Source organism: Lachnoclostridium sp. Marseille-P6806 (genome assembly GCF_964238185.1).
In the GTDB taxonomy this organism is placed as follows: domain Bacteria; phylum Bacillota; class Clostridia; order Lachnospirales; family Lachnospiraceae; genus Brotaphodocola.
In genome coordinates this window covers 399341-418759 of record NZ_CAXSLG010000001.1, presented here as the reverse complement: position 1 = coordinate 418759, position 19419 = coordinate 399341, and the positions used below count along the sequence as shown (strand labels likewise).

The 19419-nt window shown below is 45.6% G+C and carries 17 protein-coding genes; 16 read left to right on the top strand and 1 reads right to left on the bottom strand.

Annotation, left to right across the window (positions count from 1 at the left end; translation table 11 throughout):
- Window positions 1–60: 60 nt before the first annotated feature.
- The 16 genes from rpmE to leuA all read left to right on the top strand — a co-directional run bounded on the left by rpmE (window position 61) and on the right by leuA (window position 18127).
- Entirely contained in the window at window positions 61–264 is a 204-nt protein-coding gene (rpmE, locus tag ACESON_RS01860) for a 50S ribosomal protein L31 (protein WP_177959914.1), read from the top strand.
- A gap of 118 nt (window positions 265–382) precedes the next feature.
- Window positions 383–1351, top strand: a complete 969-nt coding sequence (locus tag ACESON_RS01855) for a DUF1385 domain-containing protein (protein ID WP_177959913.1) — start codon at window positions 383–385, stop codon at window positions 1349–1351.
- A complete protein-coding gene (gene prmC, locus ACESON_RS01850; RefSeq protein WP_373108249.1) occupies window positions 1348–2259 on the top strand; it encodes a peptide chain release factor N(5)-glutamine methyltransferase in 912 nt (303 codons plus the stop codon). Before ACESON_RS01855 ends, prmC begins: the two co-directional genes overlap by 4 nt.
- Window positions 2240–3319, top strand: coding sequence for a peptide chain release factor 1 (gene prfA, locus ACESON_RS01845; protein WP_177959911.1), 1080 nt, complete (start codon window positions 2240–2242; stop codon window positions 3317–3319). The genes prmC and prfA overlap by 20 nt, the downstream gene beginning before the upstream one ends.
- A 255-nt stretch (window positions 3320–3574) precedes the next feature.
- A complete protein-coding gene (gene rfbA, locus ACESON_RS01840; protein ID WP_177959910.1) occupies window positions 3575–4477 on the top strand; it encodes a glucose-1-phosphate thymidylyltransferase RfbA in 903 nt (300 codons plus the stop codon).
- 43 nt (window positions 4478–4520) lie between these two features.
- A complete protein-coding gene (gene rfbB, locus ACESON_RS01835; RefSeq protein WP_177959909.1) occupies window positions 4521–5540 on the top strand; it encodes a dTDP-glucose 4,6-dehydratase in 1020 nt (339 codons plus the stop codon).
- Window positions 5541–5560: 20 nt separating this feature from the next.
- Window positions 5561–6418 (top strand): dTDP-4-dehydrorhamnose reductase, encoded by an 858-nt coding sequence (gene rfbD / locus ACESON_RS01830; RefSeq protein ID WP_373108244.1) that lies wholly within the window; start codon window positions 5561–5563, stop codon window positions 6416–6418.
- Window positions 6419–6470: 52 nt separating this feature from the next.
- On the top strand, window positions 6471–7841 hold the full coding sequence (gene glmM / locus ACESON_RS01825; RefSeq protein WP_177959907.1) for a phosphoglucosamine mutase: 1371 nt from the start codon (window positions 6471–6473) through the stop codon (window positions 7839–7841).
- A gap of 615 nt (window positions 7842–8456) precedes the next feature.
- The gene (locus tag ACESON_RS01820; protein WP_177959906.1) at window positions 8457–9236 is read left to right on the top strand and encodes a hypothetical protein; all 780 of its coding nucleotides are present in this window, start codon (window positions 8457–8459) and stop codon (window positions 9234–9236) included.
- A 521-nt stretch (window positions 9237–9757) separates the two neighbouring features.
- On the top strand, window positions 9758–10045 hold the full coding sequence (locus tag ACESON_RS01815) for a hypothetical protein (RefSeq protein ID WP_373108241.1): 288 nt from the start codon (window positions 9758–9760) through the stop codon (window positions 10043–10045).
- 439 nt (window positions 10046–10484) lie between these two features.
- Entirely contained in the window at window positions 10485–11450 is a 966-nt protein-coding gene (locus tag ACESON_RS01810) for a hypothetical protein (RefSeq protein WP_373108239.1), read from the top strand.
- A gap of 73 nt (window positions 11451–11523) precedes the next feature.
- The gene (locus ACESON_RS01805) at window positions 11524–12039 is read left to right on the top strand and encodes a tripartite tricarboxylate transporter TctB family protein (protein ID WP_177958752.1); all 516 of its coding nucleotides are present in this window, start codon (window positions 11524–11526) and stop codon (window positions 12037–12039) included.
- Between the two features lie 20 nt (window positions 12040–12059).
- Complete coding sequence (locus ACESON_RS01800; RefSeq protein ID WP_177958753.1) at window positions 12060–13556, top strand: tripartite tricarboxylate transporter permease; 1497 nt, start codon at window positions 12060–12062, stop codon at window positions 13554–13556.
- A gap of 30 nt (window positions 13557–13586) precedes the next feature.
- A complete protein-coding gene (locus ACESON_RS01795) occupies window positions 13587–14939 on the top strand; it encodes a sulfatase-like hydrolase/transferase (protein WP_177958754.1) in 1353 nt (450 codons plus the stop codon).
- A 19-nt stretch (window positions 14940–14958) separates the two neighbouring features.
- A complete protein-coding gene (locus ACESON_RS01790) occupies window positions 14959–16086 on the top strand; it encodes a substrate-binding domain-containing protein (RefSeq protein WP_177958755.1) in 1128 nt (375 codons plus the stop codon).
- Between the two features lie 367 nt (window positions 16087–16453).
- Complete coding sequence (leuA, locus tag ACESON_RS01785; protein WP_177958756.1) at window positions 16454–18127, top strand: 2-isopropylmalate synthase; 1674 nt, start codon at window positions 16454–16456, stop codon at window positions 18125–18127.
- Window positions 18128–18255: 128 nt separating this feature from the next.
- Here the strand turns inward: leuA and ACESON_RS01780 are convergent, their stop codons facing one another.
- Entirely contained in the window at window positions 18256–19389 is a 1134-nt protein-coding gene (locus ACESON_RS01780; protein WP_373108234.1) for a cell wall-binding protein, read from the bottom strand.
- Window positions 19390–19419 lie beyond the last annotated feature (30 nt).

The following is a 19419-nucleotide window of genomic DNA, read 5'->3' as shown; positions in this document are numbered from 1 at the left end:
GACTGAGACTGTTAGATGATCACAGTTCTATATAATTGAAAAAGTGAAGAGGTGAAAATCATGAGAGAAGGAATCCATCCGGCTTACTATCAGGCAAAGGTTACCTGCAACTGCGGAAACGAGTTCGTAACTGGTTCTACCAAGAAAGATATCCACGTGGAGGTTTGCTCCAAGTGCCATTCTTTCTATACTGGCCAGCAGAAGACTGCTTCAGCTCGCGGACGTATCGATAAGTTCAACAAGAAGTATGGTATGAACGCATAAGCATAGTATGAGCGAGGTAAGGTTGAGACGTAAGTGGAGACACTTTGGCTCAACCTTTTCTTTTATGTCATAGGAAAGGGAACGTGTTCCTTTCCGGCAGGAAAAGAGGAGAAATACGATGAAATATTCCGGAATTGGCGGACAGGCTGTCATTGAAGGAATCATGATGAAAAACAAGGATCAGTATGCTACTGCTGTACGGCGTCCTGACGGTGAGATTGAGGTGAAAAAGGATACCTATGTCAGTATGACAGAAAAGGTTCCGTTTTTTGCCCTGCCATTTATCCGGGGCGTGTTCAGCTTTGCAGATTCTATGATTCTGGGAATGAGAACCCTGAGCTTTTCTGCCAGCTTTTTTGAAGATGATGAGGATTCAGAGCCGGGACGGCTGGAGCTGTGGCTGGATAAAGTGTTTGGAGAACAGGTGGAAAAGGTGCTGATGGCCTTTGTGATGGTGTTTTCCGTGGTCATGGCTATTGGCATTTTTATGGTGCTTCCGCTGCTGATTGCCAATCTGTTTCGCCGGGTGATTCACTCGGAGACTGTGATGGCATTTCTGGAGGGAGCTATCCGAATTGCAATTTTTGTAGCCTATATTAAACTGATTTCCAGAATGGAGGATATCCGCCGGACCTTTATGTATCACGGCGCAGAGCATAAATGCATCAACTGTATCGAACACGGCATGACCCTTACTGTGGCTCATGTGCGGGAAAGCTCTAAGCAGCACAAACGCTGCGGAACCAGCTTTTTGATTATTGTCATGCTGATCAGCATCCTATTTTTTATGGTGGTGCGGGTGGACAATGTGTGGCTGCGGATACTCAGCCGGATTGTGCTGGTGCCGGTGATTGCCGGAGTTTCCTATGAATTTTTGCGGCTGGCAGGCCGTTCAGACAATGCCCTGGTGAATTTTTTGAGCAGACCGGGAATGTGGATGCAGAATCTGACTACCAGTGAGCCGGACGATTCTATGATAGAGGTTGCCATTGAGGCCGTGGAAGCAGTATTTGACTGGAAAGCCTATCTGCGGGAGAATTTTCCGGATACGGTGATTCCGGAGGAAAAGGAGGAGGTCCTGGCATGACGCTGTTTCGATTGCTGGCAGAAGGCAGCAGAGCCTTAAAGCAGGCCGGAGACCCCGATGGGGATCATGACGCAAGGCAGCTTCTTATGGCAGCCTTTCATCTGGATATGGTTCATTTTCTGCTGAACCGGATGCAGGATCTGGAGGACAGTGATTATAACCGTTCCTGTATAGAACTGTACCGGAGCATGATAGAAAAGCGCAGAAGGCGCTGCCCCCTGCAGCAGATTCTCGGCAGTCAGGAATTTATGGGGCTGGAATTTTATGTGAATCAGCATGTGCTGATTCCGCGGCAGGATACAGAGACTCTTGTAGAGCTGGTCTTAGAGCAGCAGAAGAATCAGGAAATCCGCCTGCTTGATCTGTGCACAGGATCCGGCTGTATTGCTGTCAGTTTGGCGGTAAAGGGCGGATACAGGCAGGTAATGGCTGCAGATATTTCAGAAGAGGCTCTGAAGGTTGCACGGCGAAACTGGGAAAGGCTGCGGCCTGAGAACCAGGAAATGAAATTTTTCCAGGGGGATCTGTTTGACGCTCTGGAGAAGGATACAGAGACTTTTGATGTGATTACAGCGAATCCACCGTATATACCCACGGAGGTGATACGGGGACTGGAACCGGAGGTTCGTGATCATGAGCCTATGCTGGCTCTGGACGGAACAGCAGACGGCCTGCATTTTTATCGGAGAATAGCGGCTGAGGCAGGGCGATGGCTGAGGCCCGGAGGTCGGATCTATCTGGAAATTGGTTATGACCAGGGAGAGGCAGTCAGCGGGCTTCTTGCTGAGGCAGGATTTACAGAGATACAGGTAGTAAAGGATTTGCCGGGAAAGGACCGGGTAGTAGCTGCGGTGTATGGCAGCAGAAGAGAACAGACAGGAGGAAGCGATGTTCGACAGATTAGATGATATTCTGATTCATTATGAAGAAGTCATGCAGGAATTAAATGAGCCGAATGTGACGGAAAACCAGACCCGATTCAGGAAGCTGATGAAGGAGCAGGCAGATTTGGCTCCGATTGTGGAAGCATATAAAGCATACAAACAGGCAAAGCAGGATATTGAGGACAGTCTGGCGCTTCTGGAGGAAGAAAGCGATGAGGAGATGCGGGAGCTGGCCAAGGAAGAGCTGTCTGACGCCAAGAAACGGGTAGAAGAGCTGGAACAGGAACTGAAGATTCTTCTGCTGCCAAAGGATCCCAACGATGACAAGAACATTATTCTGGAGATCCGTGCAGGCGCAGGCGGCGATGAGGCTGCTTTGTTTGCAGCAGAGCTTTACCGTATGTATGTCAATTATGCAGAGAGCCAGAGATGGAAGGTAGAGATTATCAGCTTAAATGAAAGCGGAATTGGCGGTTTTAAAGAGGTTCAGGCCATGGTTACCGGAAAGGGCGCTTATTCGAAGCTGAAATATGAAAGCGGCGTACACCGGGTACAGCGTGTTCCGGAAACTGAGTCCGGAGGCCGGATTCACACCTCTACGGCTACGGTTGCAGTTATGCCGGAGGCGGAAGAAGTAGATGTTCAGATTGATATGAACGACTGCCGTATCGACGTTATGCGTGCATCTGGAAATGGAGGACAGTGTGTCAATACGACAGACTCTGCGGTTCGTCTGACCCATATGCCGACAGGAATTGTAATTTACAGCCAGACAGAGAAATCCCAGCTTCAGAACAAGGAGAAGGCATTCCGTCTGCTCCGCTCCAAGCTGTATGATTTGGAAATGGAAAAGAAGATGAATGCAGAGGCTGCAGAGCGCCGCAGCCAGATCGGAACAGGAGACCGTTCTGAGAAAATCCGTACCTACAATTTCCCTCAGGGCCGGGTTACGGATCACCGGATCAACCTGACTCTGTATAAACTGGATAAAATATTAAATGGAGACATTCAGGAAATTCTGGATGCCTGCATTGCGGCAGATCAGGCTGCCAAGCTGGCGAAGATGAACGAGATGAATGGATAGGGAGCTGATGGAGAAGCCGCTTTTTCTAAGAGAAAGCAGGCTTCTCTTTTCGCATCATTGTTTCCGAATCCCGCGTTGAATTTTGGGTGCCGGTATGGTATAGTACAAACTAGAAAACTGGTATCAGCCAGAAGAATCTGATGAACAAAGATGCAGAAGCCTGATGGCAATGATAAAACAACGGCATAAGTCCCGAAAATCAGGGATAGCCAGAAACTAGGAAAGGAAAAGCTGATTTTCAGCAGAAGATTTGATATGAAAGGAATTATACTTGCAGGAGGATCCGGCACACGCCTGTATCCATTGACAAAGGTAACGTCTAAGCAGCTGCTTCCGATTTATGATAAGCCCATGATTTATTATCCTCTGTCGGTGCTGATGAACGCAGGTATCCGGGAAATTCTGATTATTTCTACCCCCGATGATACCCCAAGATTTGAGGCCCTTTTGGGAGACGGACATCAGTTCGGCGTGGATCTGCAGTATGCGGTTCAGCCAAGTCCGGACGGACTGGCTCAGGCATTTATTATTGGTGCGGACTTTATTGGAACAGATTCTGTAGCCATGGTTCTGGGAGACAATATTTTCCATGGTCAGGGCTTAAAGAAACGTCTGCGGGCTGCTGCAGCCAGAGAGAAGGGCGCTACGGTATTCGGCTATTATGTAGACGATCCGGAGCGGTTTGGCATTGTGGAATTTGACGATACGGGAAAAGCAGTTTCTATCGAGGAAAAGCCTGCTCATCCCAAGTCCAATTACTGTGTGACCGGCCTGTATTTCTATGACAACCGGGTGGTAGAGTATGCAAAGGCCTTAAAGCCCTCTGCCCGCGGCGAGCTTGAGATTACAGATCTGAACCGGATCTATCTGGAAAACGGCGAGCTTGAGGTGACGCTTCTGGGTCAGGGCTTTACCTGGCTGGATACAGGAACCCATGAGTCTCTGGTAGAGGCAACAAATTTTGTAAAGACGATTGAGACGCACCAGCACAGAAAGATTGCCTGTCTGGAGGAGATTGCCTGGTTAAATGGCTGGATCACCAGAGAACAGGTGCTGGAAGCCTATGAGGTTTTGAAGAAAAATCAGTACGGTCAGTATCTGAAAGATGTTCTGGACGGAAAGTATATTGATAAGCTTCATGGAAATGATATGAAATAAGAACCCAAATAAGTGAATACCAAAAGAAAAGAGGAAAAGCAGTATGAAAATTATCGTAACCGGCGGCGCCGGATTTATCGGTTCCAATTTTGTTTATCATATGTTAAACAAATATCCGGACTATCGGATTATCTGTGTGGACTGTCTGACTTATGCAGGAAATCTGTCTACACTGGAGGAGGCTTTAAAGAATCCTAATTTCCGGTTCTGCAAGATCAATATCTGCGATCGAGATGCTATTTTCCAGCTGTTTGAGGAAGAGCATCCGGATGTAGTTGTGAACTTCGCAGCAGAAAGCCATGTGGATCGTTCGATTGAGAATCCGGAGGTTTTCCTGGATACCAATATTAAGGGAACGGCTGTTTTAATGGATGCCTGCCGCAAATACGGAATTCAGAGATATCACCAGGTTTCTACAGACGAGGTATACGGAGATCTTCCTTTGGATCGCCCGGATCTGTTCTTTACAGAGGAGACTCCGCTTCACACCAGCAGTCCCTACAGCTCCTCCAAGGCAGCTGCAGATCTTCTGGTACAGGCATACCACCGCACCTACGGCCTTCCGATTACAATCAGCCGTTGCTCTAACAACTACGGACCCTATCATTTCCCGGAGAAGCTGATACCTCTGATGATTGCCAATGCCCTGGCTGACAAGCCTCTTCCTGTATACGGAGAGGGTCTGAATGTCCGTGACTGGCTGTATGTAGAGGATCACTGCAAGGCAATCGATCTGATTATTCATAAAGGCCGGGTAGGAGAGGTTTACAACATCGGCGGTCATAATGAGATGAAAAATATTGATATTGTTAAAATCATCTGTAAGGAGCTGAACAAGCCGGAAAGCCTGATTACCTATGTGACAGACAGAAAGGGCCATGATATGCGTTATGCCATTGACCCGACAAAGATTCACAGTGAGCTGGGATGGCTGCCGGAGACAAAATTTGCCGATGGAATCAAGAAAACGATTCAGTGGTATCTGGAAAACCGGGAGTGGTGGGAAACCATTATTTCCGGCGAGTATCAGAATTATTATGAAAAGATGTATGGAAACCGATAGGAGAAAATAGAGGTAGAACCATGAAAGTACTGGTAACAGGCGCCAAGGGACAGCTTGGAGCTGATTTGATGAATGAACTGGAAAAACGCGGACTGGACAGCATCGGCGTAGATGTGGAGGAAATGGATATCACAGACAGAGATGCCTGTATGCGTGTAATCGGCCAGTCGGGAGCTGACGCAGTGATTCACTGTGCTGCATATACTGCAGTAGATGCAGCAGAAGACAATGTGGAGCTGTGCCGGAAAATCAATGGCGAGGGAACACGAAATGTTGCCCTAGCCTGCCGGGAAACAGGAATTAAGATGATGTACATCAGCACAGATTATGTATTTGACGGAACCGGAACCCGCCCCTGGGAGCCGGATGATGAACGTCATCCGCTGAATGTATACGGACAGACCAAGTACGAGGGAGAGTTGGCTGTGGAGGAACTGGTAGAAAAGTTTTTCACTGTCCGGATTGCCTGGGTATTTGGCGTAGCCGGAAAGAACTTTATAAAGACCATGCTGCGCCTGGGTGCAGAGCGGGGAGCAGTCAGCGTTGTAGATGATCAGGTAGGGTCCCCCACCTATACCTATGATCTGGCGCGTCTTCTGGTGGATATGATCCAGACAGACAGATACGGCAGATATCATGCTACCAACGAAGGACTGTGCAGCTGGTATGAATTTGCAAAGGAGATTTTCCGTCAGGTCGGAATGGATGAAGTACAGGTAACTCCAGTTGGAAGCAGCGAGTTTCCGGCAAAGGCAACCCGTCCCTCCAACAGCCGCATGAGCAAGGAAAAGCTGACAGAGAACGGTTTTGAACGTCTCCCTGCATGGCAGGACGCTCTTGGACGGTTCCTGAAGGAGCTTCAGAAAAACGAACAATAAATCAGGCAGCCGTTTCTGAACGGCAGCTGTCTTTATGAAGGAGATTAAGAGAATGGGTAAGTATTTTGGAACAGACGGTTTCCGCGGAGAAGCCAACGTGAACCTGACAGTAGAGCATGCTTACAAGGTAGGCCGTTTCCTCGGCTGGTATTATGGACAGCAGGCAAAGGCCTCAGAGACCAATCCAGATGGCCGTTGCCGGATTGTAATCGGCAAGGACACAAGAAGAAGCAGCTATATGTTTGAGTATTCTCTGGTAGCCGGTCTTACGGCTTCCGGCGCTGACGCATACCTGCTTCATGTCACCACGACTCCCAGCGTATCCTATGTGGTGCGTACCGAGGATTTTGACTGCGGTATTATGATTTCCGCCAGCCATAACCCATATTATGATAATGGAATTAAGGTTATTAACGGACGGGGAGAAAAGCTGGAAGAAAGTGTGATTGAGGAGATTGAAAAGTATCTGGACGGAGTTACCGGAGAAATTCCCTATGCTGTTCGGGATCATATTGGAAGAACTGTGGACTATGCCGCAGGAAGAAACCGCTATATCGGCTATCTGATTTCTATTGCTACCCGTTCCTTTAAGGGCAAAAAGGTGGCTCTGGACTGCTCCAACGGCAGCGCTTCCGCAATTGCAAAAAATGTGTTTGATGCTCTGGGAGCAGAAACTCATGTGATTAACAATGCGCCCAATGGATTGAATATTAACACAGACTGTGGTTCCACCCATATTGGAGTTCTCTGCCAGTATGTAAAGGATACCGGATGTGACGTGGGCTTTGCCTATGACGGAGACGCAGACCGCTGTATCGCTGTAGATGAAAACGGCAATGAAATCAACGGAGATCTGATTCTTTATATCTGCGGAAAATATATGAAGGAAAACGGAACTCTGTTTAATAATACAGTTGTTACTACCGTAATGTCTAACTTTGGTCTTTACAAGGCCTTTGATCGGGAAGGCATTTCTTATGAAAAGACTGCAGTAGGCGACAAGTATGTGTATGAAAACATGTCCCAGTTTGGCAACTGCCTGGGCGGAGAACAGTCCGGCCATATTATTTTCAGCAAGCACGCCACAACGGGAGATGGAATTCTGACCTCCTTAAAGGTAATGGAGGTTATGCTGGAGAAAAAGGAAAGCCTTGCAAAGCTGGCATCAGAAGTGGAGATTTATCCCCAGGTTCTGAAAAATGTCCGGGTACATGATAAGCAGATCGCTCAGGATGATCCGGCTGTTCAGGCAGAGGTTGCAAAGGTGACAGAGGCTCTGGGAAATAACGGACGGATTTTGCTGCGCCAGTCAGGCACAGAGCCGGTTGTCCGGGTAATGGTAGAGGCCTCCACCAAAGAAATGTGCGAAAGCTATGTAGATCAGGTAATTGAGGTTATGAAGGCCCAGGGGCATGTGCTGTAGGAACACTGCTGAAAAGTGGGCGAGATGCATCCCGTTGTCGGAAAAACATGCTATCTGCCGGGAATTATGCCGCCAGTCAAACGCTGGCGGCAGAGAATTTTGTCGCAGAAGCGACCCGCCGCAGGCGGAGAAGCTCGCGAGCGAGCTTCTTTTTATAAAGAAAAATAGGGGTACGGATTACTCGTCTCTTGTGTTTAAAATGTTTTATCTACGTGTCAGGATTTCTCAATTTTATGGTATTCTATTATTTCCATTTTTTTGCAAAATATTTTATGAAACAATTTGTGATGGATTTCGACAGATAAAAAGGTTTTTGTGTATCGGAGTCTGTACCTTTTTTGTGTATTTTTATGACATTCGAGTATATGTGTTTATGTGATTTTTATTATGTAGTTGGAAATATGTTTTAGAATAATCTGTTCAGGACAGCATCTTCTTGTCCGGCTTTGCCGAACAGGAAACATCGGAGATGCCGCCGATGTGAAATTTGGTGGAAAAATCCGTTTACAAGCAAGCTTGACACAGTTTTTTCCAAATTTTTAGCCGTTTTGAGTGGTTGCGTTTCAGGTTACGTGTCACTAGATGTTTTGTAATACATATTCAGGAGGAAGCCGATTGTTATATTATAAAATGATTAACAGAAAGAAGAATTTATTAGAGGAGATTCAGAATTTGGAAAATGCTCTGGCAGCTTATCCAGATGGAAAACTTAGCTGTTCCCAAAATGGAAAATATATTGTTTATAAACATTTATTGAATGGAACGTACACCTGCATTCCGAAAAAGAATGTTGATTTTATAAAGATGCTTGGAGAGAAAGCATTGTTATGTGCGTTTCTTAAGGATTTGCAGAAGGAGCTGAAAGCAGTAAACGCATTTCTAAAATCTTATGAATCAGGTTCCTCCAAAGTTGAACAATTACTTTCACAGTCTTCTTATCAAACAGTTATTGCTCAGGCTTTTCAGCCAGTATCAGAGGATTTGAAGGAGTGGAGCAGGGCGGAGTATGAAAGAAATCTGCTGCATCCAGAAAACCTGATCCATTCCTGCCTTTCAGGCCATACGGTTCGTTCTAAATCAGAAGTATTGATTGCTCAGGCTTTGTTCATGCATAAAATTCCCTTTCGTTACGAATGTGCTTTGAAACTTGAAAACAGTACCTATTATCCTGATTTCACTATTCGCCACCCCGAAACAGGTGAATATTTTTATTGGGAGCATTTTGGTCTTATGGATACTCCTGGTTATTCGAAAAATGCATTTCAGAAATTGAATATCTATTGTCAACATAACATTATTCCTACCATTAATTTAATCACAACCTATGAAACTAAAGAACATCCTCTTACCTCACAAAATATTGAAAATTTGATTCAGGAGTATTTTGTTTTATAGTAACTGTTCAGAACGAGACATTTTTTGTCCTGCAAAGCCGAACGAGAAGCATCGGAGATGCCTCTGATGTGAGAACTGGCAGAAAAATCTGCTTACAAGCCAGCTTTTCAGCTGTCCTGAATAGTTACATTTTATAAATAAAATACATCTAAAAAGAGATAGAGATTACTTAAAGAATAAAAGATAATTTTGCTGTATTCGACGGATGGGAGATATTACGGAAAGATTCTTATGAAATTTTTTCAACCATAAAATGTCTCTATATTTATTGTTTGGATTGTAACAAGATCAATACAAGAGAAGATAGCGTTTGTCTGAAAAGAAGGGACAGTCAGAATAATGATTTGGAATTAGATATCATCAATAGTTTCTTTTGTATCTTAAAAAGGAACTAGCTAGGATTTAGGATATCAATATATATTTGGCGTGCCCACCTGATAGAGTAGATTTTAGATTGGGATTTTGCATTTACAAGCGAAAAGGTGAGAACCTGCATAAAGTAGGGAGTAGATTTTGCATTTATGGAGGAAAAAGCCGGATTCTGCACAATTTCAGCTGGAGATTGTGCATTTTCGGAGGAAAAAGCCGGATTCTGCACAATTTCAGCTGGAGATTGTGCATTTTCTGAGGAAAAAGCTGGATTCTGCACAATCCCAGCTGGAGATTGTGCATTTTCTGAGGAAAAAGCTGGATTCTGCACAATTTCAGCTAGAGATTGTGCATTTTCAGCGGAAAAAGCTGGATTTTGCACAATTTCAGCCAGAGATTGTGCATTTAAAGAAGAAAACTTGAAATCCTGCATAGCATAAGCACAGAAGCAAATAGAAAAGCTTCTGGGCTATGTGATAAATAAAGTTTTAATGAGATAGGATAGTTGTTTTTTACTCTTCATGGCCCCAGAGTGAAAATCGCCCCTAGAGCGAAAAGTCTCCCCAGAGCGAGAAGCAGCCTCGGAATCAACCTGTATCTCTGCCAGATGGATTTTGTTGAAAAGTGTACAAAATAGAAGAATAATGGAACGTAAAACAAACAAAAACACAACAAATCCTGGGTTCGGTTTATAGAAAATGACGAAATAAATGAGGGAAAAATTACAACTAACAAGAAAAAGAATATAAAACATACAACTTTATAAATAAAATAATCAAACTTGTTGACTTATCGCTGAAAATCATATAACTTTGTAATCAGATAGCAATACTTGTCTAACTAAAAACATGAAGCGTGAAAAAAGAGAGGAGAAAAAACATGAAGAAACGTCTGTTAAGTCTGACACTGGCAGTGGTAATGGCTGCAGGAGCATTGGCAGGATGCGGAGGAGCTAAGAAGCAAAGCTGGAAAGTAACCTGTCCATGGGCTCCGTCAGGAGTTGCAGCAATGGTAAGCCAGAAGGCAGCAGAAAAATCCCCCAGCTATTCAGAAAAAATTACTCTGGTGGCAGAGGCTGTAAAGGGAGATGCAGCTACTGTAAATACCTGGGTTGCTGATACGAAAGCAAATTCCAAAGAGCTGGTATTTGCAGGCGAGGGCCTGTTTTCCATTACTTCTATTCTGGATCCGGCAAAAATGCAGTTTGATTACAGCAACTTTGCGTATGTAGAAAATCTGTATTCTTCTATCTTCGTTCTGTCAGCAGATAAAGGGCTGGGGATTGAGAATATAGAGGATCTGGAAGAATTTGCATCGACTGGATCGGAAATCAGTGTAGCAGTCAATGGTTCTACCAGCTCGGAAGCATTCCTGGCAGCAGCTTTGTTTGGTTCCATGGGAGCAGGCGACAAGGTGAAACTGGTTGCTTATACTTCTGCCGCAGAGGCAGCACAGGCAGTTGCTAAGGGAGAAACCAGTTTTGCGGTTTCTCATCAGTCCCAGATTCTGGAAACATACCAGCAGGGCGGAGTAAGCATTGTATGTGCCTTTGATGAGAAACCTCTGGAGCACGGTCCGTTCGCAGGCGTTCAGGGTGTGGGTGAGTTTGGGTATCCATACTTCCGCAATCGCTGCTTCGTAATGGCATGTGCAGGAACCGATGCAGAAAAGGTTGCAGAGTTAAAGAAGCTGTACGATGACATTCTGGCAGATGAAGAAGTAAAGACATGGCTGCAGGATACCATGCTTCTGGAAGTAGATACCATGAGCGAGGATCAGGTAAAAGAGCATATTGAGAATGTAAAAAATATTGTTAACGAATATAAAGACATTGTTACTGGCTGATAAGAATGACGCAAGGAGGGAATGGGCTTCCATTCCCTCTGTTTTTTAAAAAAGAGAGTCAGGAGGAAAGAAAATGGGAAGTGGAGCAAATTCGTTTCATAACCGCATGGATGTATTAGGGAACAAGCTCAGAGAAAAGGAAATTCGAATTCCCATCAATATGACGGCGGGAGCGGTTTTTTTCATTTTAGCAATCGTTATTCTTGCAATTATGCCGCAGCAGGTGGCAGTATCAGAAAAAGACGTAATTAACGGGCGGGCGTTTCCCTCTCTTTTGATGTGGATTATGATGCTGTGCAGCGGACTTCTTGTTTTGAAGGATGTTTACAAAATTGTGAAAAAACAGCCTTTGGAATGGAAGATTATTAATCTTCAGACAGAAGCCAAGGCGCTGGTGATTTTTGGTATTCTGTTTATCACCTATATGCTGAGCAAACTGACCGGTCTGTTTGTAATCGGAGCAATTTTCTGCAGCCTGGGCTTTCTCTTGTATTTCCGGTGTACAAAACGCAGCTATTATGCGATTACGCTGGTACTGACTGTGGCGATCTGGGCAGTATTCCGCTTTGTGCTGAATGTTGAGTTCTAAGAAGGGGGGAAATAAGCGTTATGATGCAGTATCTGATTCCTGCCACAGGGCTTTTGTTCACCTTAGAGAACATCCTGTGGATTAATATCGGAGTATTTATCGGTTCGGTATTCGCTGCAATCCCCGGACTGAGCGTAATTCTCTGCGTAATTTTGTTTTTGCCGGTAACCTATACCATGTCGGCAATTCCTGGAATGATGTTTTTGTTGGGTATTTACTGTGCCGGAGGATATGGCGGCAGTGTTTCCGCAATTTTGATTAATACACCGGGAACGCCTCACGCAGCGGCAACTATGCTGGACGGTCATCCACTGTCAAAGCAGGGCCGTACCAAAGCAGCCTTAAAGATTGCACTGTATGCCTCTACCTTTGGAGGTGTATTCTCCGCTTTGATGCTTCTGTTCTTAGGGCCTCAGGTTGCAAGAATGGCAGCAAAGCTGGGAACTCCGGAATATTTTATGGTATGTGTATTTGGTCTTACAATTATTGCCGGTGTATCCGGGAAGAGTATTATCCGCGGCCTGATTTCTGCCTGCCTGGGTCTGTTTATTTCCTGTATTGGTTCTGATCCCATGACCAGCTACGACAGATTTACCTTTGGTATCAGCCGCCTGTATCTTGGAATGGATCTGGCTGTGTGTCTGATTGGTCTCTTTGCTCTGGTTGAAATTATGGCAAAATCAGAGCGCCGGTTGGATTCCCTGAAGCTGGATACTGCCAAAATCAAGGATGACGGAAAGATTACCAAGGAGGAATACAAGCGGATGATTCGTCCTGTAGTAATGTCTTCGATTATTGGTTCCCTGGTAGGAATCATTCCCGGCACTGGTGCTTCTGAGGCTTCCTGGTTCAGTTATTCCCAGGCAAAAAATATGTCCAAGCATCCGGAAGAGTTCGGACATGGCTCTGTAGAAGGTATTGCAGCAGCAGAATCCGCGAACAATGCTGTAACCGGAGCAACTCTGATTCCGCTTCTGACTCTTGGTATCCCGGGAGATGGAACGGTAGCAATTATGTTGTCAGCCCTGATGATCAATGGTTTGAATCCGGGGCTCAGTCTGTTTACCACAGACGGCGATATTATGTATGCAATTATGCTGGGCCTAATTCTGGTAAACCTGTTTATGCTTCTGCAGGGTAAATTCCTGACAAGCCTGTTTGCAAAGGTTGTGTCCATTCCTCAGGAAATTCTGACACCGATTATTGTTATTTTCTGTTTTGCAGGCGCTTACTCTGTAAACGGAAACTATTTTGACGTAGGTATCGCTCTGGTATTTGCAGTTCTTGCATGGATTCTGAGAAAACTGGATCTGCCGGCAGTACCGATTCTTCTGGGAATGGTTCTGGGAGGTATGACAGAGACAAACTTCCGGAGAGCTCTTCTGATTTCCAATGGAAATCCCAGCATTTTCTTCAGCAGTATTTTCTGCTGGATCTTTGTTGCTTTAATCATATTTGCAGTAGCTGCGATTGTACGCGGTAAGCTGAAAGAGCAGAAGGCAGCAAAAGGAGCATGATAACAGGACAGAATAAAGGGGACAACAATTATGGCATATAATATTATTTTTTATTTTTCTGATCAGCAGAGATGGGATACCTGCGGCTGTTTTGGACAGCCTCTTCCTATTACTCCCAATCTAGACGCCCTGGCAGGCGAGGGAGTGAAATTTGACAATGCATTTTCTCCGCAGCCGGTCTGCGGTCCCTGTCGGGCTTTGTTCCAGACAGGAAAATATCCTACAGAAACAGGCTGTTTCCGCAATAACCTGATGCTTCCGTCAGGGATAAAAACCCTGGCAAACTATATTGAGGAGGCTGGTTATGAAACTGCCTATGTGGGAAAATGGCATCTGGCCAGTGACGGAGAACTGGAAAAGGCTCCAACTGTGGATCATACAATAACTGCAATTCCTGCAGAGCTGAGAGGCGGCTACACAGGCTTCTGGAGAACTGCAGATGTGCTGGAGTTTACCTCCCATGGCTATGACGGATATGTATTTGATGAAAATAACAACCGGGTAGATTTCAAGGGATACCGGGCAGACTGCATTAACGATTTTGCCCTGGAATACCTGGATCAGTATGATGGGAAAAAGCCGTTTTTCATGACCGTTTCCCAAATTGAGCCTCATCACCAGAACGACCATAATCATTATGAGGGACCGAAAGGCTCCAAGGAGAAATACGCCAACTTTGTACTGCCTCATGATCTGGAAGTCTTAAAAGGCAATGCAGCAGAGGAATATCCGGATTATCTGGGGCAGTGTGCGAGCCTGGATGAAAATCTGGGACGCCTGGTGGCAAAGCTGAAAGAAAAGGGACTATATGAGAATACAATTATTATTTATGCATCTGACCATGGCTCTCATTTTAAGACAAGAAATACAGACAGCCACTTAAACGGTTACGATGATTACAAGAGAACCGGACATGACGGGGCTCTCCACGTGCCCCTTGTAATTGCAGGCGGTCCGTTTACCGGCGGAAAAGCAATTCAGGATCTGGTCAGCACAGAAAGTCTTCCCAAAACCATTCTCGCTATGGCGGGAGTTGATGTAGGTGACAAGATGATTGGAGAAAATCTTCTGGATGTAGCGGAAGGAAGAACAGAAGGAAGAGAAAACCAGGTATTTGCCCAGATTTCAGAAAGCCGCATCGGAAGGGTTGTGCGGACAGCAGATTTCCTGTATGCTGTATATGCACCGGGAGTAAACGGCGGTGAAAAGGGCGCTTCTGATAGATATGCAGATGATTATCTGTATGATTTAAAGAAGGATCCTTGGCAGCTGGAAAATGTTGTGACCAGTCCGGATTACAGTGAAGCAAAGGCTGATATGAGAAAGCGGCTGTTAGACTGGATTGAAAAAGCAGAGGGAGCCCGGCCTGTGATTATGGACTAAGATGGACAGGTGAGACACTATGGATATTTCAAACAGAAAATGGCAGCGAGTATATCGATGGCTGCTATCCTATATTGACGAGAATAAATTTACGGAAAATCAGAAGCTTCCGTCAGAAAATACGCTGTGCAGAAGGCTGAGTGTCAGCCGTGAAACTGTAAGACTGGCAATGGATCAGCTGGAGCAGGAAAATCTGATTACCCGCGTCAGGGGGAGCGGAACATATTTTAACAAAGAGGTGGCTATGTCCCGGGAACTGTCCCGGGCAGATTTCCAAATAAAAATCGGATTGATTCTTCAAGGACAGGACGGAGGCGCAGAGTCGGAACTGATTCGGGGCGTCCGAAGTATGCTGAAGATAGATGAGCAGGCAGAACTGAAGATCTTTCTTACGGATAATAAATTCGCCAATGAACGCAGATGCCTCCAGACTGTAATGCACCAGAATTTCAGCGGTTTTATTGTAGACGGAGTAAAGGCGAGTATGGCGAGCCCGAATCTGGATTGTTATCGGGAACTGCAGCGCCACGGGATTCCGTTGATTTTCTATAATAATTACTACCAGAATCTGCGCTGTCCCAAGGTAGGGGTGAATAATATGGTGTGTGCAGAGCAGCTGGTAGGACGTCTGATTCAGGCAGGACATCGCCATATTGCAGGAGTTTTCGTGTTTGATAATTATCAAAGTGTGGAAAAATTTCATGGAATGTATGAATCCCTGAGACGGCATGGTGTGGAATTTCAGGATGATTATATCAAATGGTGTATCTCAAATGAAGCCCATGATGATAGGTTTGGAAAAAACATTATTCAATTTTTGAAAAGTGTGCCAAAATGTACAGCAATTGTCTGCTGCAATTACAGAATTTACCGCTTGGTGCGGAACGTTCTGGAACGTATGGGGAAGCGGGTGCCGGAGGATTATTCTATGGTCTGTTTTGATTATTCTTCAGATAAATGGGAGGAGGAAAGAATTACTTGCTCGATTCATCAGGCATATCGGCTGGGCGCTCAGGCGGCAAAGCTGCTGCTGCAGATGATCAACAGAGGGGAATGTAATGAAAGAGACTATTCTCTTATGATGCGTCCTGAGATATACCAGGGAGATTCCATAGGTATTATATCTTCTAAAAAAGAAAAAAAATAAAAAGCGATAAAGCTGTGGATTTCAGACAGAAAAAGTCTGTTACCGCAGCTTTTTGTATCTATCATTTCTTTTTTAGGGAAACATGGAGAATTGCTTGCACGCCCGTAGGAAATGTGGTAGAATGATAGAAAATTTATAGCTTTAACACTTTACTATGAAAAGGGATGATGAAGGATGGGGCTGAATCAATAGGCTCAGTACTGTTCATTGTACAGCATTATGGTGTGATTGAACGACTGCCCGTTTCGGGCTGAGTAAGAAGACATCCGCGTATCTGCATATCTGTAATTGACAGGTAGAGGAACGCCAGGGGAGGCTGTGAAAGCGCAATGCGTACAAAATATAGAACAGAAGGAGAGAAAGAGTCATGTTAAATTATAAAAGATATAAAAGAAACCCGGTAGTTGATTATCCGGAGCGGGAGTGGCCGAATAAGGAGATTGAAAAAGCACCTATCTGGTGCAGCGTGGATTTAAGAGATGGCAACCAGGCGCTGATCGAGCCCATGGTTGTGGAAGAGAAGATGGAATTTTTCAATATGCTGGTGAAGATGGGCTTTAAGGAGATTGAGATAGGATTTCCAGCAGCTTCCCAGATTGAGTATGATTTTCTGCGTCAGCTGGTAGAGCGGCGGATGATTCCGGATGATGTTCGGGTGCAGGTTCTGGTACAGTGCCGCGAGCACCTGATCAAGAGAACCTTTGAGGCGATTCAGGGAATCAAAAAGGTAGTAGTACATATTTACAATTCAACCTCTACTCTGCAGAGAGACGTGGTTTTCCACAAGAATAAAGAGGAGATTAAGCAGATTGCCATTGAAGGTACAGAGCTGGTGAAGAAGTATGCGAAGGACTATGATGGAGATCTGATGCTGGAGTATTCTCCTGAGAGCTTTACAGGCACAGAGCTGGATTATGCTCTGGAGGTATGTACAGCTGTTCAGGAAACCTGGGGAATGGCAACTCCGGAGAAGCCGATTATCTTTAATCTTCCTTCTACCGTTGAGATGAATACGCCCAATGTATATGCCGATCAGATTGAGTGGATGAACCGCCATTTCAAGAATCGCGACAGTATTATTCTGAGCGTTCATCCGCACAATGACCGGGGTACTGGTGTGGCAGCTACAGAGCTGGCACTGTTAGCCGGAGCGGACAGAGTTGAGGGTACTTTGTTTGGAAACGGTGAGCGTACCGGTAATGTCGATATTCTTACACTGGCTTATAATATGTTTTCCCAGGGGATTGATCCCCAGCTTCAGGTGGAAAATATCCGCGAGCTGGCTGAGGTTTATGAGCGGTGTACCAAGATGGAGATCCCGCCCCGTCATCCATATGCAGGAAAGCTGGTATTTACAGCATTTTCCGGTTCTCATCAGGATGCGATCAACAAGGGTATGCAGGCCCTTCACGAGAGAAACGGAGAATATTGGGAGGTGCCATATCTTCCTATCGATCCGTCCGATATTGGCAGACAGTACGAGCCCATTGTTCGAATCAACAGTCAGTCCGGCAAGGGCGGCGTAGCGTTTGTAATGGATACCTTCTATGGCTTCAAGCTTCCGAAGGGAATGCACAAGGAGTTTGCAGATGTGATTCAGAAGATTTCCGAGAAGCAGGGCGAGGTTTCTCCGGAGCAGATCATGGACGAATTCAGAAGCTGCTACCTGGAACGGAAGGAGCCAATTCATTTCCGGAAGTGCCAGATTACCGATACCGAGGTGGAGGATGGCGTATATGCAACTCTGATCAAGGTGGTTTACACCGATCATGGCATGGAAAAGACTTTCGAGGGTGTTGGAAATGGACCGATCGATGCAGTACAGCGGGGACTGGAGAAGGAACTGGGAATCAATATCAAGGTTCTGGACTACAACGAGCACGCACTGCGTTCCGGTTCCAACGCACAGGCAGCATCCTATATTCATCTGATGGATCAGGATACCGGCCGTGTAACCTACGGTGTTGGTCTTAGCTCCAATATTACCAAGTCTTCTATCCGCGGTATCTTTAGTGCGGTTAATAGACTGTTCTATATGTAAACAGCAGAATTTGTACAGGATATAAATAGTAACGGTTTAGACAAAATAAAAATCTCCCATAGAAATCAGTAATTTTAATAGCTGATATTCAATGGGAGATTTTGTTCTTTAATTTTTAATCGTCTCTTTTATGGTCTGGGACCACCGGTCTGACCTGGCTGCAGGCTAGTGCCATTAGAAGAACCACTTGGTGTAGAAGAGGTTCCGGAAGGATTGCCCGGAACAGAAGAACCAACAGAGCTGTTGTTTCCAGAAGCTCCAGGGCCGCTGTTTACATAACCGCTGTTGTCATTGGAAGATCCGCCTACAGTAATGGTTCCGTTGTTGGATCCGTTGTTCTGATTGGAGGAACCGCCGTTGGGGTTCTGGTTGTTGTTCTGGCTGCTCTGGTTACTGTTGTAAACGTTGTTGGTAGCGCCGCCATTGGTGGTGCAGGCGCCGTTTGCTGCAAACTGATAGTTGGTTCCGCCGATATTCATGGTGGTACCTGCTACCATCCGTCCGTCAGCAGCCGGATCGAAGTAATAATATACGCCGTCTACAATGGCCCATCCGGTCTGACGATGTCCAGACTCATTGAAATAATAGTAATAGCCATCAATCACAGAAACGCCGGTAGTCATACGTCCGCTGGCCGGATCCATGTAATACTTGTTGGTTCCGTCACTGAGCCAGCCTAAAAGCATCTTGCCGTCAGTGTGGAAATAGAAATAATATCCGTCAACCTTCTGCCATCCGGTCTGCATCTTGCCGTCAGTTCCGAACAGATACCAGTTTCCGTCAACCTCGCAGGCTCTGTTCACAATACATTTGCCGTCGGACGGGTTAAAGTAGAACTTGCCGCCGTCAATGGTCTGCCATCCGGTTACCATAGCGCCATCGCTTCCCATGTAGTAATAGTCAGATCCGATGTTGACCCAGCCATTTTTGTGCATGGTTCCGTCTGTCAGAGTATAGTAATATTTGCCGCCGTCCTGAACCCATCCAGTTGCCATCAGACCGTCGGCCTGGAAGTAGTACCAGTTGTTGTTAATCTGTTTCCATCCAGTCACCATCTGACCGGTAGAAAGATCGGTGTAATAATATCCATTGGATGCGTTAACCCAGCCTTTGTGCAGGGAACCGTCAGAATCATAGTAAACATAAGTGTTGCCGCTCTGAACCCATCCGGCTGCGGCATAGGCAGAAAAACTGGAAGCAAGAGTCATCGCTCCCATCATGCCGGCCATAGCAACGGCAGTCAGACCTCGTCTGTTTTTCATAGTCGAAACCTCCTTGTGATGCTTAATCAT

Coding starts and splice junctions, on each gene's coding strand:
- rpmE (WP_177959914.1), top strand. CDS start 61: ATGAGAGAAGGAATCCATCCGGCTTACTATCAGGCAAAGGTTACCTGC.
- ACESON_RS01855 (WP_177959913.1), top strand. CDS start 383: ATGAAATATTCCGGAATTGGCGGACAGGCTGTCATTGAAGGAATCATG.
- prmC (WP_373108249.1), top strand. CDS start 1,348: ATGACGCTGTTTCGATTGCTGGCAGAAGGCAGCAGAGCCTTAAAGCAG.
- prfA (WP_177959911.1), top strand. CDS start 2,240: ATGTTCGACAGATTAGATGATATTCTGATTCATTATGAAGAAGTCATG.
- rfbA (WP_177959910.1), top strand. CDS start 3,575: ATGAAAGGAATTATACTTGCAGGAGGATCCGGCACACGCCTGTATCCA.
- rfbB (WP_177959909.1), top strand. CDS start 4,521: ATGAAAATTATCGTAACCGGCGGCGCCGGATTTATCGGTTCCAATTTT.
- rfbD (WP_373108244.1), top strand. CDS start 5,561: ATGAAAGTACTGGTAACAGGCGCCAAGGGACAGCTTGGAGCTGATTTG.
- glmM (WP_177959907.1), top strand. CDS start 6,471: ATGGGTAAGTATTTTGGAACAGACGGTTTCCGCGGAGAAGCCAACGTG.
- ACESON_RS01815 (WP_373108241.1), top strand. CDS start 9,758: ATGGAGGAAAAAGCCGGATTCTGCACAATTTCAGCTGGAGATTGTGCA.
- ACESON_RS01810 (WP_373108239.1), top strand. CDS start 10,485: ATGAAGAAACGTCTGTTAAGTCTGACACTGGCAGTGGTAATGGCTGCA.
- ACESON_RS01805 (WP_177958752.1), top strand. CDS start 11,524: ATGGGAAGTGGAGCAAATTCGTTTCATAACCGCATGGATGTATTAGGG.
- ACESON_RS01800 (WP_177958753.1), top strand. CDS start 12,060: ATGATGCAGTATCTGATTCCTGCCACAGGGCTTTTGTTCACCTTAGAG.
- ACESON_RS01795 (WP_177958754.1), top strand. CDS start 13,587: ATGGCATATAATATTATTTTTTATTTTTCTGATCAGCAGAGATGGGAT.
- ACESON_RS01790 (WP_177958755.1), top strand. CDS start 14,959: ATGGATATTTCAAACAGAAAATGGCAGCGAGTATATCGATGGCTGCTA.
- leuA (WP_177958756.1), top strand. CDS start 16,454: ATGTTAAATTATAAAAGATATAAAAGAAACCCGGTAGTTGATTATCCG.
- ACESON_RS01780 (WP_373108234.1), bottom strand. CDS start 19,389: ATGAAAAACAGACGAGGTCTGACTGCCGTTGCTATGGCCGGCATGATG.